Origin of the sequence: Flagellimonas crocea (genome assembly GCF_033441595.1) — a bacterium.
Lineage (GTDB): Bacteria > Bacteroidota > Bacteroidia > Flavobacteriales > Flavobacteriaceae > Flagellimonas > Flagellimonas crocea.
Genome location: NZ_JAUZVX010000004.1, coordinates 601,053 through 616,635, shown reverse-complemented (window position 1 = coordinate 616,635; position 15,583 = coordinate 601,053). Strand labels below are relative to the sequence as shown.

Annotated in this window: 15 protein-coding genes; 10 read left to right on the top strand and 5 right to left on the bottom strand. The window is 42.6% G+C overall.

Annotated features, from left to right (window positions below; genetic code table 11):
• The first annotated feature begins 279 nt into the window (after positions 1-279).
• The 6 genes from porV (at position 280) to SD449_RS16145 (ending at position 6,550) form a co-directional block, all read left to right on the top strand.
• Entirely contained in the window at positions 280-1,425 is a 1,146-nt protein-coding gene (porV, locus tag SD449_RS16170; RefSeq protein WP_318312063.1) for a type IX secretion system outer membrane channel protein PorV, read from the top strand.
• Between the two features lie 79 nt (positions 1,426-1,504).
• Positions 1,505-1,996 (top strand): cytidine deaminase, encoded by a 492-nt coding sequence (gene cdd, locus SD449_RS16165; RefSeq protein WP_318312061.1) that lies wholly within the window; start codon positions 1,505-1,507, stop codon positions 1,994-1,996.
• Between the two features lie 81 nt (positions 1,997-2,077).
• Positions 2,078-3,076, top strand: a complete 999-nt coding sequence (gene pdhA, locus SD449_RS16160) for a pyruvate dehydrogenase (acetyl-transferring) E1 component subunit alpha (protein WP_318312059.1) — start codon at positions 2,078-2,080, stop codon at positions 3,074-3,076.
• 4 nt (positions 3,077-3,080) lie between these two features.
• Positions 3,081-4,718, top strand: a complete 1,638-nt coding sequence (locus SD449_RS16155) for a pyruvate dehydrogenase complex dihydrolipoamide acetyltransferase (protein WP_318312057.1) — start codon at positions 3,081-3,083, stop codon at positions 4,716-4,718.
• Positions 4,719-4,815: 97 nt separating this feature from the next.
• Positions 4,816-5,787 (top strand): M28 family metallopeptidase, encoded by a 972-nt coding sequence (locus SD449_RS16150; protein ID WP_318312056.1) that lies wholly within the window; start codon positions 4,816-4,818, stop codon positions 5,785-5,787.
• Between the two features lie 85 nt (positions 5,788-5,872).
• Complete coding sequence (locus SD449_RS16145; protein ID WP_318312054.1) at positions 5,873-6,550, top strand: SDR family NAD(P)-dependent oxidoreductase; 678 nt, start codon at positions 5,873-5,875, stop codon at positions 6,548-6,550.
• 23 nt (positions 6,551-6,573) lie between these two features.
• Here the strand turns inward: SD449_RS16145 and SD449_RS16140 are convergent, their stop codons facing one another.
• On the bottom strand, positions 6,574-7,476 hold the full coding sequence (locus SD449_RS16140) for a hypothetical protein (RefSeq protein WP_318312052.1): 903 nt from the start codon (positions 7,474-7,476) through the stop codon (positions 6,574-6,576).
• Between the two features lie 82 nt (positions 7,477-7,558).
• Between SD449_RS16140 and SD449_RS16135 the strand changes: the two genes are divergently transcribed.
• The 3 genes from SD449_RS16135 to SD449_RS16125 are packed head-to-tail and all read left to right on the top strand — an operon-like array spanning position 7,559 to position 10,736.
• Entirely contained in the window at positions 7,559-8,170 is a 612-nt protein-coding gene (locus SD449_RS16135; RefSeq protein WP_318312050.1) for a SprT-like domain-containing protein, read from the top strand.
• Positions 8,171-8,198: 28 nt separating this feature from the next.
• Positions 8,199-9,278 (top strand): mannose-1-phosphate guanylyltransferase, encoded by a 1,080-nt coding sequence (locus SD449_RS16130; protein WP_318312048.1) that lies wholly within the window; start codon positions 8,199-8,201, stop codon positions 9,276-9,278.
• 3 nt (positions 9,279-9,281) lie between these two features.
• On the top strand, positions 9,282-10,736 hold the full coding sequence (locus SD449_RS16125; RefSeq protein ID WP_318312047.1) for a DUF389 domain-containing protein: 1,455 nt from the start codon (positions 9,282-9,284) through the stop codon (positions 10,734-10,736).
• 25 nt (positions 10,737-10,761) lie between these two features.
• Here SD449_RS16125 and SD449_RS16120 read toward each other — a convergent pair whose 3' ends face one another.
• Together SD449_RS16120 and SD449_RS16115 are read right to left on the bottom strand one after the other, a co-directional pair.
• A complete protein-coding gene (locus SD449_RS16120) occupies positions 10,762-11,529 on the bottom strand; it encodes an ABC transporter ATP-binding protein (RefSeq protein ID WP_318312045.1) in 768 nt (255 codons plus the stop codon).
• Positions 11,529-12,266, bottom strand: coding sequence for an MlaE family ABC transporter permease (locus SD449_RS16115; RefSeq protein WP_318312043.1), 738 nt, complete (start codon positions 12,264-12,266; stop codon positions 11,529-11,531). Before SD449_RS16115 ends, SD449_RS16120 begins: the two co-directional genes overlap by 1 nt.
• Positions 12,267-12,382: 116 nt before the next feature.
• On the opposite strand from SD449_RS16115, the gene pafA reads away from it, so the two are divergent.
• Positions 12,383-14,059: an alkaline phosphatase PafA gene (gene pafA, locus SD449_RS16110; protein WP_318312041.1), complete on the top strand. Its 1,677-nt coding sequence runs from the start codon at positions 12,383-12,385 to the stop codon at positions 14,057-14,059.
• Between the two features lies 1 nt (position 14,060).
• Here the strand turns inward: pafA and SD449_RS16105 are convergent, their stop codons facing one another.
• A complete protein-coding gene (locus SD449_RS16105; RefSeq protein WP_318312039.1) occupies positions 14,061-14,903 on the bottom strand; it encodes a glycosyltransferase family 2 protein in 843 nt (280 codons plus the stop codon).
• A 128-nt stretch (positions 14,904-15,031) separates the two neighbouring features.
• Entirely contained in the window at positions 15,032-15,556 is a 525-nt protein-coding gene (locus SD449_RS16100) for a methyltransferase domain-containing protein (RefSeq protein ID WP_318312037.1), read from the bottom strand.
• Positions 15,557-15,583 lie beyond the last annotated feature (27 nt).

The window sequence follows — 15,583 nt, the reverse complement described above, 5'->3', positions numbered from 1 at the left end:
TTTTCACCATTATATTTTGTGCTCATCAAATATTTCTGGCAATGTGATATTTGGCACATGCTACACCTTTGTAACGGAGAACAGGACCAATTAGTATGGGGAGCTATGTTTTTAACGATAAAGAAGTTCAGGAAACCTTGACATTATCTTTGGGGCAACCCAATATCTCAAAAAATAAACCGATAATTACAAGAATTTACAGAAAAGAACGTTTACTTGTAGTAAGATCCAAAAATATTCCTTGGAACCTTAAACTTTACTAAACGCTAAATACTTAGAATGAAAAAGTTACTTGTATTGGTAGTGTTGCTTACCGTAGCCCCTTGGATAAACGCTCAGCAGGAAAGGGCAATAACAACAGCAGTTCCTTTTCTTACCATTGCCGCAGATGCTAGGGCGTCCGGTATGGGGGATATGGGCGTCGCAACATCTTTTGATGCATATTCCCAACAATGGAACCCCGCAAAATATGCCTTTGCGACCCAAAAATCCGGAGTTGGAATCAGTTATACCCCTTATTTGGAAACCATCGTGAACGATGTTTCCCTATTGAACGCCAATTATTACAACAAACTCAATGACCGTAGTGCCTTTGCGTTTGGACTTCGTTATTTTGGATTGGGTGAAATAGAATTGAGGCAGACCTTTGACCAGCAACCGACCTTGGTCAAGCCCAATGAATTTGCGCTGGATGCCTCTTACTCCTTAAAGTTGAGCCCAAGTTTTTCCATGGGAGTGGCCGGACGGTTCATCAGTTCCAATCTAAGGTTTCAGGACAGTTCGCAGGATTCCCAAGCGGCCAATGCCTTTGCGGTTGATGTTGCAGGTTTTTATAGGTCACCGGAAATTGCCTACAGTAATTATGATGGTCGTTGGAGGTTTGGTTTCAATATATCCAATATTGGTGGTTCCTTGCAATATGACGAAGGGGGACAGGAGAATTTCTTGCCGACCAATTTAAAACTGGGCGGAGGGTTCGATTTTATTTTTGACCAGGATAACGTTCTGGCCATCAGTACCGAGTTCAACAAATTATTGGTTCCAACGCCAAGGGATTTCAATGGAGATGGGGAAATTACCGCAGAGGACAATGATGAGTATCAAAATATCAGTTTCTTCAATGGAATTTTTGAATCCTTTGGTGATGCGCCCGATGGATTTAGTGAAGAGTTGAAGGAGGTGACGTGGGCCCTCGGGGCCGAATATAGATTTAGGGAGGCCTTTATGCTCCGCAGCGGTTATTTTAACGAAAGCGAAGAAAAAGGATCCAGGAAGTTCTTTACCTTGGGAGCAGGGTTCAAATTTAAATCCGCTCAGATAGACCTTTCCTATCTATTCTCAACATCACAAGTCAGAAATCCATTGGAAAACACCTTGCGATTCTCCCTTACCTTTAATTTTGGTGAAGAATTTTACAACGATTAGGAAGAATATAAATTAGATAACGTAAAACCTGTCCCTTGGGGCAGGTTTTCTTATTTTTGGGATAGACCCAAAAACATATATGGAAAAAAAGAAAATTGGTTTTGAGCTTCTCGTTTTTGAGGACAGAATGGAGTTGTCACAAAACGATCAAAAATTGTTACAGAAGGCTATAGTGGCTAGGGAAAATGCCTATGCTCCCTACTCCAATTTTAAAGTGGGGGCCGCCTTGTTGCTAGAGAACGGAGAAGTGATTATCGGCAACAACCAAGAGAACGCTTCATATCCGTCCGGCCTATGTGCCGAGCGGGTGGCAGTTTTTCAGGCAGGGGCCAGATATCCAGGGGTTGTGATAAGGTCCATAGCCATTAGCGCCGCTTCCACGGAAAATAAAATAGGTCTTCCGGCCGCCCCTTGTGGCAATTGTAGGCAATCCATTGTTGAATACGAACAGCGGCAAGACTCTCCAATATCCATACTGTTGGGGTCGGAAAAAGGACCAGTTTTCAAATGCGCTTCAGTAACCGATATTTTACCTCTGGCATTCAATAGCTCATTTTTGGGCGATTCTTAATTCAATTCTTTTTCCAAAAGAGATATATATGTATTTTTGCTCTTCCCTACCACTGGGGAAATTCATTTAATACTACTGTAGATGAAAAAAATTACCAAAGAAGTTTACCTCAAATGGTATGAGGATATGTCGTTCTGGAGAAAATTCGAGGACAAATTAGCCGCCGTATATATTCAACAAAAGGTTAGGGGGTTCCTGCACCTTTATAATGGTCAGGAAGCCGTTTTGGCAGGTGCCCTGCACGCTATGGACCTCGAAAAGGACCGTATGATCACCGCTTACCGTAACCACGTACAGCCGATTGGGATGGGTGTGGACCCAAAAAGGGTGATGGCCGAACTTTTTGGAAAGGTAACAGGTACTTCCAAAGGTATGGGAGGCTCCATGCACATCTTTTCCAAAGAACACCGTTTTTATGGTGGGCACGGAATCGTAGGTGGACAGATTCCTTTGGGTGCCGGATTGGCATTTGCCGATAAATATTTTAAAAGAGATTCAGTAACACTTTGTTACATGGGCGATGGTGCCGTAAGACAAGGTTCTCTTCACGAGGCCTTCAACTTGGCCATGTTGTGGCAGCTGCCCGTTGTTTTTGTTTGTGAGAACAATGGCTACGCCATGGGTACTTCCGTAGCACGTACATCACATTCCACCGATATCTGGAAACTTGGGCTTGGTTACGAAATGCCATGTAGCCCTGTGGATGGAATGGACCCTGCAATCGTTGCCAAAGAAATGGACAAGGCCATTGAGCGCGCAAGAACAGGAGGAGGTCCAACATTCTTGGAGATGAAGACGTACAGATACCGTGGACACTCCATGTCCGATGCACAACATTACCGAACAAAAGAAGAAGTAGAAGAATATAAAAAGATAGATCCGATCACACAGGTCAAAGATGTGATTCTAGAGAAAGGATATGCATCCGAGGAAGACCTTAAGAAAATCGATAAAAAGGTGAAGGACTTGGTAAAAGAGTGCGAGAAATTTGCCGAGGAATCGGATTTCCCACCAATAGAACAGTTGTACGACACCGTTTACGAACAAGAAGACTATCCATTTTTACAACATAAATTATAATTAGATGGCAGAAGTAATCAACATGCCTAGATTGAGCGATACCATGGAAGAAGGAACCGTGGCAAAATGGCTCAAGAAAGTAGGGGACAAAGTCGAAGAAGGAGATATATTGGCCGAAATCGAAACGGACAAAGCTACCATGGAATTTGAATCTTTCCATGAAGGGACTTTGCTCCACATTGGAATAGAGGAAGGTGATGGAGCCCCGGTTGATTCACTTTTGGCCATTATCGGTGAGGAAGGAGAGGATATTTCAGGTCTGTTGAATGGCGGATCAGAAAGTTCTTCCGATTCTGAAAAAGAAGAAGCTTCCGAACCTGAAGCAGAGGAAAGTTCCGATGATTCCGATAGCGAACCAGCGGATATTCCCGAGGGAGTGGAGATCATAACCATGCCTCGATTGAGCGATACCATGGAGGAAGGAACCGTTGCCAGTTGGTTGAAAAGTGTTGGCGACACCGTAGAGGAAGGTGATATCTTGGCAGAGATCGAGACGGACAAGGCCACGATGGAATTTGAATCTTTCTACTCAGGAACTTTGCTTCATATCGGTATTCAAGAAGGCGAAGGAGCTCCCGTGGATTCATTGTTGGCCATTATTGGCCCAGAAGGAACCGATGTTGATGCTGTATTGAAGTCACAAGCTTCAGGTGGTTCTTCCAAGAGCGCTTCCAAAAAAGAAGCGAGCAAGGAAACCGCTCCAAAAGAAGAAGCATCTACCAAGACAGAAGAAACGGCGCCTGTTACCCAAGACGGACAGCGCATATTCGCGTCGCCATTGGCCAAAAAGATTGCCGATGAAAAAGGAATCAACCTGGCGGATGTAAAAGGATCTGGGGATAACGGAAGAATCGTCAAAAAAGATATTGAGAACTTTACACCAACAGAAAAAGCAGCGCCCACAGCTGAAAAGACGGAAGCTTCCCCTGCGGTAGCACCGGTTGCACTGCCTGTTGGCGAAGAAAGCGTGGAAGAGGTGAAAAACTCCACCATGCGCAAGGTGATAGCCAAGCGTTTGGGAGAGTCCAAATTCACGGCACCGCATTACTATCTTACCATTGAGGTAGATATGGACAATGCCAAGGCTTCCCGTGTACAAATAAACAATTTGCCCGATACCAAGGTTTCTTTCAACGATATGGTGTTGAAAGCCTGTGCTATGGCACTTAAAAAGCATCCACAGGTAAATACGACTTGGAATGGAGATTCCATGCTGTACAAGCACCACATTCATATGGGAGTAGCCGTTGCGGTGGATGAGGGCCTTGTGGTTCCAGTAATCAAGTTTGCTGACCAAATGAGCTTGACCCAATTGGGAACTGCTGTGAAAGATTTGGCGGGAAGAGCAAGAAACAAGAAAATTAAGCCGGATGAAATGGAAGGAAGCACTTTTACCGTTTCGAATCTGGGAATGTTCGGTATCCAAGAATTTACTTCGATCATCAATCAGCCCAACTCGGCCATTTTATCCGTAGGGGCAATCGTTGATAAACCCGTTGTAAAAAATGGGGAGATAGTAGTTGGAAGCACCATGAAAGTTACTTTGGCCTGTGACCACAGAACGGTCGATGGTGCCACTGGTGCCCAGTTCCTTCAAACGTTGAGGGCTTACTTGGAGAACCCGGTGACCATGTTGGCATAAAATCGTCAATTTGAGCACGATCAAGAATACATAAATTAAAAAGCATCCTTTTCGGGATGCTTTTTTTTATCTTTAAAAAATTCAAAAAACAACAATAATGAGAATACTGTTCTATGTTTTAGCCATACTAATAGTAAGTTGTGGTTCCGCAAAGGTTGTTCAAACAACAAATGTATCGCCAGAAAGTAAAACATCAAGTGAAACATTTACGGATGCAGAGCGCATCGGTGAAATGATGAATTATCTGGCTTCCGATGATATGAAGGGTAGAGAGGCCGGAAGTGAAGGCATTGAAATGGCCGCAAAGTATATCGAAAATTATTTCAAGTCCTATGGGCTCAAACCTTATTTTGAGACATATCGTGATACGCTGTCCAATTTTAAAAAGCCGGCCTTCAATATTGTAGGTGTTGTGGAAGGCAACGACCCGGAACTTAAGGACGAGTTTATTTTAATAGGGGCACACTATGATCACATTGGGACAGTGAAGCCGGAGAACGGAGATTTTATTGCCAACGGAGCCAACGACAATGCATCGGGTACGACATCGGTTTTGGAAATGGCCCGTTATTTTGGGACAAGTAAGACAAACAAGCGCACTCTTATTTTTGCGTTGTTCAGTGCAGAGGAGAAAGGTTTGTTGGGTTCAAAACACTTGGCAAAGAAGTTAAAGGAACAGGATGTGAACCTTTACACCATGCTCAACTTTGAAATGACCGGGGTACCACTGAAAGGGAAGGACTATTTTATGTATATCACGGGATACGACATGTCCAATTTGGCCGAGGTAGGCAATAAGTATGCTAAGGAAAACTTGGTAGGATTCTTACCAACCGCCAAGGAGTTCAATCTGTATCAGAGGTCGGACAATTATCCATTCCATCAAGAATTTGGAGTGCCTTCCCATACCTTTTGTACGTTTGACTTCACCAATTTTAATTACTATCATAAGCCGGGCGATGAACCTGAACTTATGGACTTTGAACATATGGCCACTTTGGTGAACAAGACCATCCCGGTAATCGAAGGTGTCGCCAATGCTCCGGCCTCAGAGATTAAGTTGAACTAGGTTTTAAAAATATTACGTCGAGCGCAGTCGGGGGTAAAAGTTTTATGGATTCCCGATTTCTCGGGAATGACAAATCATTTGTAACATGGCAAAAATTATTATAACAGGTACAAGCAGGGGAATAGGTTTTGAACTGGTAAAACTTTTTGCAAGGGAAGGACATCAGGTTTTGGCCTTGTCCCGAAATGATGAGCCCGTAAAAGCACTCAACTTGTCCAACGTACATTCATTTCAGTTTGATTTGGGCAACTCTGCCGACTTTGAGAAGTTGCATGGTTTTTTGGAACAATGGCATGTGGTGGATGTGCTCATAAACAATGCTGGAAGGTTGTTGAACAAACCATTTGAGGAAACCACGGCTGAAGAATTTGAGAATGTTTACAAAGTAAACGTGTTCGGTGTGGCCGAAATGACCAAGGCCGTGTTGCCCTTGATGGGCCAAGGGGGACATGTAGTGACCGTGAGTTCTATGGGAGGGGTGCAGGGTAGTATGAAGTTTCCTGGACTCTCTGCCTACAGTTCCAGCAAGGGCGCTGTAATCACCTTGACAGAGTTATTGGCGGAAGAGTATAAGGAAACCGGACCAAGTTTTAACGTGTTGGCCTTGGGTGCCGTACAGACCGAAATGTTGGAAGAAGCCTTCCCTGATTATAAAGCTCCGGTTACAGCTTTTGAGATGGCTGGCTATATCAAGGAATTTGCTTTGACAGGACAAAAACTGTACAATGGAAAATTATTGCAGGTTAGCAATAGTACGCCGTAAGAGTAAGGATTGACCTTGTTTTTTCAGCAAATAGGTATCCAGAATTCATTATCCAGTATAAATTCTTTAAATGTCATGGTCTTGGGTCCATCACTTTTTGATTTTACTTCGAACTGGGCCTTTTCCCTGTTCCATTGCATCATAACGGACATAAACTCCAGTTGGGAATAAATATCGTAGGCATTTTTTAATATGTTCAATTTTTCCGAGAGTTCGTCAAAGGATTCGAAATAGTTCCATGAGTCTGGCCCTATCACTCTTTTTTCAATAAATTTTCTGTCGACCATATGAATGCTTTCATATTCTTTTTTTAATAAATATGTCAATGTGCTGTCATCAATGATTTCGTTGGCCATGTATTCTATTTCTTTTAAGTAATGGACCGACGAGTTTTCACTTTCTTGCAAGTAGCTATAGGAAATTACAGAGTCCTTTTGTTCTTGTAAAATCCCAAAGGGAATAAGTCGTAATGTGAATTTGGTGTCAGTTCCTACTCTTGGTATGTCGACATCCAAGAAAAATACCGCGTACTTGGAATTAATATTAAGCTCTTTCTCGGAAAAAGTATGTATACCGAAGTCCTTAGGTAGGATTTTATCCAGATCTTTATTGGATGAAATTGATTTTTCGTACTCGCACAGGAATTCTTCCTTTTGCAAGAGCGTATAATTGCCATTTATATCCTTGTATGCACCAACAGTTGAACTACAAGTGCATCCGCAGGTAGGGTAACTGCCCCAAACACTTAAATATCCATTATTGGAATCATCAATTTTATTGTACTCTAGAATACCATCCTCATCCGGTTCAAATAGTGAATGGCAATTTTGAACCCTTTCCCACAATATCTTTTCAAGATTATGGGGCTTTTGGGAAAAGGATACAAATGATACCGTAAAAATTAGGAAAGAGACAATTGACCTCATGTGTATTTTTTTTAAAATGTAAAAAACGTTTTTAGCATAAGATGTTATTAATTGACGAATGCCTATTTTCGTTTGACGAATAATGGAAACCACCCTTCAAAAATACCTTCCCGAGCTTGCTGTGGCTCCATGTTTTGAGCTTATCAAAACCCATGGGGTACATTTAAAAATTGTAAACCATCGGGTTACCAGACATGGTGATTATAGAAGGTTGCCCAACGGATTGCATCTTATTACAGTAAATGCTTCCCTCAACAAATACCGGTTCCTGATCACGCTCATCCATGAAATTGCGCATTTGGTAGCCTTTGAAACGTACGGTCGTCGAATAAAACCACATGGAGTGGAATGGAAACGTACCTTTCAGCACTTAATGGTTCCTTTTATTCGGCCAGAAGTTTTTCCGACACAGCTCTTACCGATAATTGCCAACCATTTTAAAAATCCAAAGGCAAGCAGCAGCACAGATGCCAGGTTATCCATTGCGCTAAAAGCTTTTGATAAAGAAGAAAGGACAAAAAGTTATGTATACGAATTACCGCAAGGCAGTGTTTTTAGGCTATACAATGGCAGGTTGTTCAAGAAAGGAAACAAAAAAGTAAAACGGTACGAATGTGTGGAGTTATCCACTGGCAGATTATATTTGTTCCAGCCCAATGCGGAGGTTGAGCTGGTTCAAGATGTGCCAAGGTAACTAGCATTTTAATTAGAAGAACAGTAAAATGAACAAGAATTATTACGCAGTTTTAATGGCAGGAGGAGTTGGTTCTCGATTTTGGCCTGTAAGTACATCCTCTAACCCCAAACAGTTCCACGATATGTTGGGAACAGGGAAGACTTTGATCCAGAAAACGTTTGACCGTTTAAATAGGTTCATTCCCACCGAAAATATTTTGATTCTGACCAATGAGCGCTACAACGATTTGGTTTTGGAGCAATTGCCCATGGTGAATCAAGATCAAGTGGTTTTGGAGCCTGCCATGCGCAATACAGCTCCCTGTATTCTATATGCCTCTTTGAAAATTCAGAAAATGAACCCTGATGCCGTAATGATCGTGGCGCCCAGTGATCATTGGATAGAGGACGAAGCAGCTTTTGAAAAGGATGTTAAAGCCTGTTTTGATAAATGCGAAAAAGAAAACGCCTTGTGCACTTTGGGAATAAAGCCAACTTTTCCTAACACAGGTTTTGGATATATCGAATTTGAAAAGGGAAGTAACGAAAGCCTGAAAAAAGTATCACAGTTTAGGGAAAAGCCAGATTATGAAACGGCAAAAGAGTTTTTGGCGCAGGGCAACTTTCTTTGGAATGCCGGCATATTCATGTGGAGTGTACAGACCATAGTCGAAGCATTTAAAGAATATCAGCCCGGTCAATACGAGTTGTTCGGAGAAGGAATTTCGTGCTACAATACGGGAGATGAGAAGGCCTTTATCCAAGAAAATTATGCAAAGGCAGAAAACATATCCATCGATTATGCAATCTTGGAACAATCCAAAGCAATCTATACCTTACCTGCGACCTTTGATTGGAACGACCTGGGCACTTGGGGTGCCCTGTACGATAAATTGGACAAGGACCATGCAAACAATGCGGTGGTCAACGCACAGGTACTATTGGAAGACGCCAAAGGGAATATGATCCGCTCCCCAAAAGGAAAAGTCGTTGTGGTAGATGGTCTGGAAGATTACATTATTGTAGATAAAGAAGACGTACTTTTGATTTATCCGAAGGACAAACAACAGGATATCAAAAACGTATTGAACCAGGTAAAGGAAAAATTTGGGGACAAGTTTGCATAATATATGAGTGAAGATCAAAATAAAGTGGAAACATCTGCCGGACAGGATAGCGGAGATGAGGTAAAAAAGGATTTCAAAGGACTTTTGGGCAGTGTGCGCAAGTTCCTTTCGGATTTATTGGAAATCCGCTCCAACACCGATGCTGCAGCTACAAAGGAATCCATAATCGCGGATATTCCCTTTAAGAACCATACCTCTTGGATTTTGGTCTGTTCCATTTTTATTGCTTCCATCGGATTGAATGCCAACTCTACCGCAGTGGTTATCGGTGCCATGCTTATTTCCCCGCTTATGGGTCCCATTTTGGGGATGGGGATGTCCTTGGCCATTAATGATATTGATACGCTTCGAAGATCACTAAAGAACTTTACCGTAATGGTGGTGTTGAGTGTGATAACCGCATTCCTGTTTTTCTATTTTTTTCCCCTGCGTGATGAGTCATCAGAACTTTTGGCACGTACCAAGCCCGATATCCGAGATGTACTGATTGCATTTTTTGGTGGACTTGCCTTGGTGATTGCCCGGGCAAAAAAGGGTACCATAGCCAGTGTTATTTTTGGTGTGGCCATTGCAACGGCACTTATGCCACCTTTGTGTACCGTAGGTTTTGGTTTGGCCATAGGCAAACCCCTATATGCAGCGGGAGCCATGTACCTATTTATCATTAATACCATTTTTATTGGCTTGGCCACCTTTTTGGTCATTAAGTTTTTGAGGTTTCCCATGGTACGTTACGCCAATTCACAACGGAGAAGACTGATTGCACGTTTGGCATCCATTACCGGAATTTTGGTGATGATTCCTGCTGGATTTACTTTTTACAATGTGTTTCAGGAATCACTTTTTATGAAGCAAGCACAGGAGTTTTTACAAGGTACCGTTGAAGTTTATCAGTTTGATGGTGCTGGACGCTATGTGGACAACCTTACGAAATTGGAATATGTTGATGATGGTACCTCTATGATCGAGGTGGTTTTTATGGGGGATGAACTGGTCCCCGATAACATTATCAACACGTGGAGAACGCAGAAGAACGAATACAACAGGCTTAAGGATGCCGAATTGCATATTATTCAAGGGGGCAGGGATGATTCCGAAGAGAAGTTCAATTATGTAAGCGAACTTTATGAGAAGAACAAGGCCGAATTGCTGAACAAAGATGAGCAGATCAGGTTGCTTGAAGAAGAACTGGCCACTTTGACAAAAAATGCAGGAAAACAAATTCCTTTTCAAAACATAAGCGCGGAAGCCAAGGCCAATTATGAGAATATAGATGCCTTAGGTTTTTCGTATCAAATAAGGACGGATTTCAAGAAACTGGACACAGTTCCCGTTTTTGAGGTGGATTGGAAAAGCGGGGTGAGCCCCAGTCAAAAGGAATCGGATACCAAGAAAATGTTGGCTTGGTTAAAAATTAGGCTACAGGATTCCACTTTGGTAATTAAAGAGGCAGAGTGATTTTTTTAGATGTCCGATTTCTGTATCAATTTCGTTCTTCGATATACATTTGGCGTACTTTTTTGAAAAGTTCAGAAGAGTAAACAAAATCAGTGACAGCCTCATTATCGGTCTTGAAAATTTCCTTGTTGGTTCCTTCCCATTCTTTAAGCCCATTTTTTAGGAAAATGATTTTTTCGCCAATTTCCATTACCGAGTTCATATCGTGGGTATTGATTATCGTGGTAATGTCATATTCTTGCGTAATCTCGTGGATGAGATTGTCTATAAGTATGGCCGTTTTGGGGTCAAGTCCCGAGTTGGGTTCGTCGCAGAACAGATATTTGGGGTTCATCACAATGGCACGTGCTATGGCTACCCTTTTTTGCATTCCCCCTGAAATCTCCGCAGGAAACCTTTTGTGCGCATCCACCAAGTTTACCCGTTTCAGTACAAAATCCACACGGTCCTGTTTCTCCGATTGGGATTGTTTGGTGAACATATCTAACGGGAACATTACATTTCCTTCTACGGTCATGGAGTCAAAAAGTGCGCTGCCCTGAAATACCATGCCCATTTCCTGCCTCAAATCCCTTCTTTCCTTAGCGGACAGTTTGGAATAGAATCTTCCGTTGTAGCAAATGTTGCCTTCGTCCGGTTCAAAAAGTCCTAGCAGGCATTTTAGGAATACGGTTTTTCCCGAGCCACTTTGTCCAATAATTAGGTTGGTCTTGCCTTTCTCAAACTCAGTGGAAATTCCTTTGAGCACATGGTTGTCCCCGAACGATTTGTGTATGTTGTCTACTTCTATCATTAGCCCAGCAGCAGTTGTGTTAAAACATAATTTACGATGATGATGACCACACTGGTCCAAACAAAGGATGTGGTACTGGCCTTACCCACTTCGAGTGCACCACCCGTCATATAAAATCCGTGGTAGGATGGAACCGTAGCGATGATAAAGGCAAACACAATGGATTTGATGAACGCATAGGTTACGTGGAACGAATCAAAATCCATTTGAAGTCCCTTGATGAACTCCCCACTTGGGGCAAACCCCCCGAAAACTGCGGCCACCCAACCTCCCAAAATTCCTACGAACATGGAAACCGCCACGGCAAAAGGATACAGCATAACAGCTGCTATTTTTGGAAAAACCAAGTAGTTCAATGAGTTGACACCCATTACCTCCAGTGCGTCAATCTGCTCTGTAACCCGCATTGTACCTATGCTAGAAGTAATGTAGGAACCCACTTTACCCGCCATGATTATGGAAGTGAACGTAGGTGCAAACTCCAAGATTACCGACTGCCGTGTAGCAAAACCAATAAGGCTCTTTGGCAGTAAGGGACTGGTTAAATTGAGTGCTGTTTGAATGGTGACCACCCCTCCTATGAAAAAGGAGATGAACACGATAATGCCCATTGCTCCGAAAATAAGCTCATCGATTTCCTTGAAGATCAAGATTTTCATGATGCGCCACTTGGTAGGTTTTTTGAATACTTCCCAAATCATGATGAAGTATTTTCCAATCGCTTCTAGGTATTTCATGCGTTTTATGGACTTGAGGTGATAAAAATAAGAATATTGTGCAGCATTTAACCTTCATTTAAATTTTTAAAATAAAGAAATCAATAGTTTTGCTTTTATTTTATTAAATCCTCACCATGAAAAGAACCAACTTATTGCTTTCGATTGTCATTCTGTGTATCATCAATATAACCTATGGGCAACGAAGAAAAAAAACTGAAGATATCATCCAGCCCCAGCAAATTGCACAATCTCCAAAGTTGGTCGTGGGTATAGTAGTGGACCAAATGCGGTACGATTATTTGACACGTTTTTGGAACCAGTATGGCGAAGATGGCTTTAAAAGATTGGTCAACGAAGGATTTAATTGCAAAAACAATCATTTTAACTATGCGCCTACAAGTACGGGGCCTGGGCACACTTCGGTGTATACCGGTACCACCCCTTCCATGCATGGAATTATTGGTAATGATTGGTTTGACAAGGAAACAGGAGAAGACGTCTATTGCGCTGGCGATGATAGCTATACCTCGGTAGGAACGACATCTTCCGCAGGGCAAATGTCGCCCCACAGAATGTTGACGACCACGATTACCGATCAATTGCGTTTGCATACACAACAACGCGGCAAGGTTATCGGGGTGGCCCTAAAGGATAGGGGGGCCATTTTACCTGCGGGACATACGGCCAATGCTGCCTATTGGTTTGAAGGGGGAACAACCGGAAATTGGATCACAAGTTCGTACTACATGGAATCGCTACCGCAATGGGTAGTGGACTTTAACAATTCAACCAAAGTTGAAGATTACAAAAAGGTTTGGAACACTCTAAAGCCAATTGAAACCTATGTGGAAAGTGGTTTGGACAATAACAATTATGAAGGGCTGCGAAAAGGAGAAACAGCAACTACGTTCCCACACGACCTGCCCGCCATTTGGGACCAAAACGGTCAGTTTGATTTGCTCAGGACAAGTCCCTACGGAAACAGCATTACCACGGATTTTGCGTTGGCAGCGTTGGAGGGCGAGGATTTGGGAGCTGATACCATCACCGATTTCTTGGCCATCAGTTTTTCCAGTACCGATTATGTGGGACACTTTTTTGGGGTGAATTCCAAAGAGGTTGAGGATACCTACATTAGGTTGGATCAGGATTTGGCCCGTATTTTCTCTACTTTGGATGAGAAGGTGGGGGAAGGCGAGTATACCGTGTTCCTTACAGCGGACCATGCAGCCATTGATGTTCCTGCTTATTTGATGGATTCCAAGATTCCCGCCGGTTATTTGGATATGAACGGTATAAAAGCAAAGTTTGGAGAGTTTCTTCAATACAAATATGGAACTACGGATGTGGTAAGAGACCTTTCCAACTACCAACTCTTTCTCGACCATAAGATTTTGGAGAATTTGGACATCGACCTAAAAGAAGCCCAAGAAGATATTGCTCTGGAATTATTATCGTACGAAGGCATCGGTCAAGTATATACGGCCCATCAAATGTGGCAAAACGAATATACCGAGGGCATTCCATACATTTTGCAGAACGGATACAGCCAAAAGCGCTCCGGGGACGTGCTCATTGTACCGAATACAGGCTACATCTCATATAGCAAAACAGGTTCTACACATGGTTCAGCACAGATTTATGACACCCATGTACCCTTGCTGCTCTATGGAAAGGGAATTAAACATGGTAGCACGGTAAACCGTACGGAGATTCCGGACATTGCACCTACCATAGCCGCTTTGCTCGGTATTGCGTTCCCTAGTGGAACCACAGGACAGCCCATTGATGAGGTTTTGGATTTTGAATAGATCAAAGTTTGGACAATATCCCCCTCCATCGATAGTTTCGGATGAATTTGCCCTCTTTTTTGGTAACGTATTTGGGTTGCTGTTGGAAGAAAGCTTTGAGGTAGCCCCATATGGTTTGAAGGTACAATCTTGGACTTTTGGCCTGCCAAGCCATTTTTAGCGAGGCAATTTTGGCGAGGAAAATACCATACCTCATTTTATAAAGTGCTTCCCCCTTTGCTTGGTAGTTTTTGGAGCTATACCCATGTCCAGTAGGGCGAAGATGTTTTACCTTGAGTTCTGGGATTGTCAATGCATCAAAATCGTGGTATTTGGCCAAAAGAGTGTCCACAGTGTCCCAGCCTACTCCCGGGCGCAGACCCCCAATTTTATCGAAGCAGGCTTTGTGATAAAGTTTAATGGGACCCCGGATGTGATTTTTGTCCGCAATGTTCTCATAGGTCCACCTATCATCTTTTTTGATATATAAGAGACCTGAACACATGCCCAGTTTCCAATTGGCCTGGAATTGATTTACGATGAGCTCAAAATAATTTTTGGGTAGAATGATGTCAGCATCAAACTTGCCTATAAGGTCATATTCGGAAGTCAACGCCAGTCCAAAATTAAAGGTGTCCACTACTTTTTTGCCAGGGATATGCTCGTTGGTAGAGCTTCGCTGAACAATTTGTATCCAATCGAATTTTTGCGCGTAGCTTTGTGCGATGGTAAAAGTATCGTCGGAAGAGTTGTCATCCACCACAATGACCTCACTGGGCAAATAGGTCTGGGCCACGAAGGAATCCAAACAATCCTTTAGGTACGAAGCCTCATTATGAGCTGGAATTACGATACTGATGCGCATGTGCTAAAATTCCAAAAAACAATCTACAAATCCCAAATTAGTTTGTTGTCATTTCGAACTAATGTGAGAAATCCAAAAAAAAACTAAGGAGAGATTTCTCAATCGCTTTGCTCATTTCGAAATGACGGTTAATGCTCTCTTTCGGCATAGACGATATAATACCTATTGGTAAAATATCTGAGAATGGGGCGTAGTCCAATTTTTTTGGTGGGATTTGTCCATTTGGCGGAGTCCTTAATGGTCCAACCGGCCTTTTCCAAAAGCCAATCAAACTGCCAATCCTCAAATTCATGGTAATGTCGGTCCCATGGATCGGTTTTACTGCGATAGGCAGGCGAAAACCACAATCGCATTGGAATGCTGGCCACTAATTTTTTGGCTTTTATCTCCTTCAAAACGTTGAAAGGGGCCACTAAATGTTCAAAAATCTCAAAAGCTGTCACCACATCCGCATCGGACTGGGCAGCCTTTTGAAAATCGACGTCCAAATCTTCACCAGTCGTGTTTTCCACTTGGTAGCCATTGGATTTCATGATTTCAGAAAAAGGGTTTTTCACTCCAAGGTCCAAAATGGTTTCAGAGGTATCAATGTGTTTCTGAAGGAACGCTAATGTATGTTTATAGCGTTTGTTGGGAAAGTTGTTTTCGTACATGTGCTAAAATTCCAAAAAACAATCCAC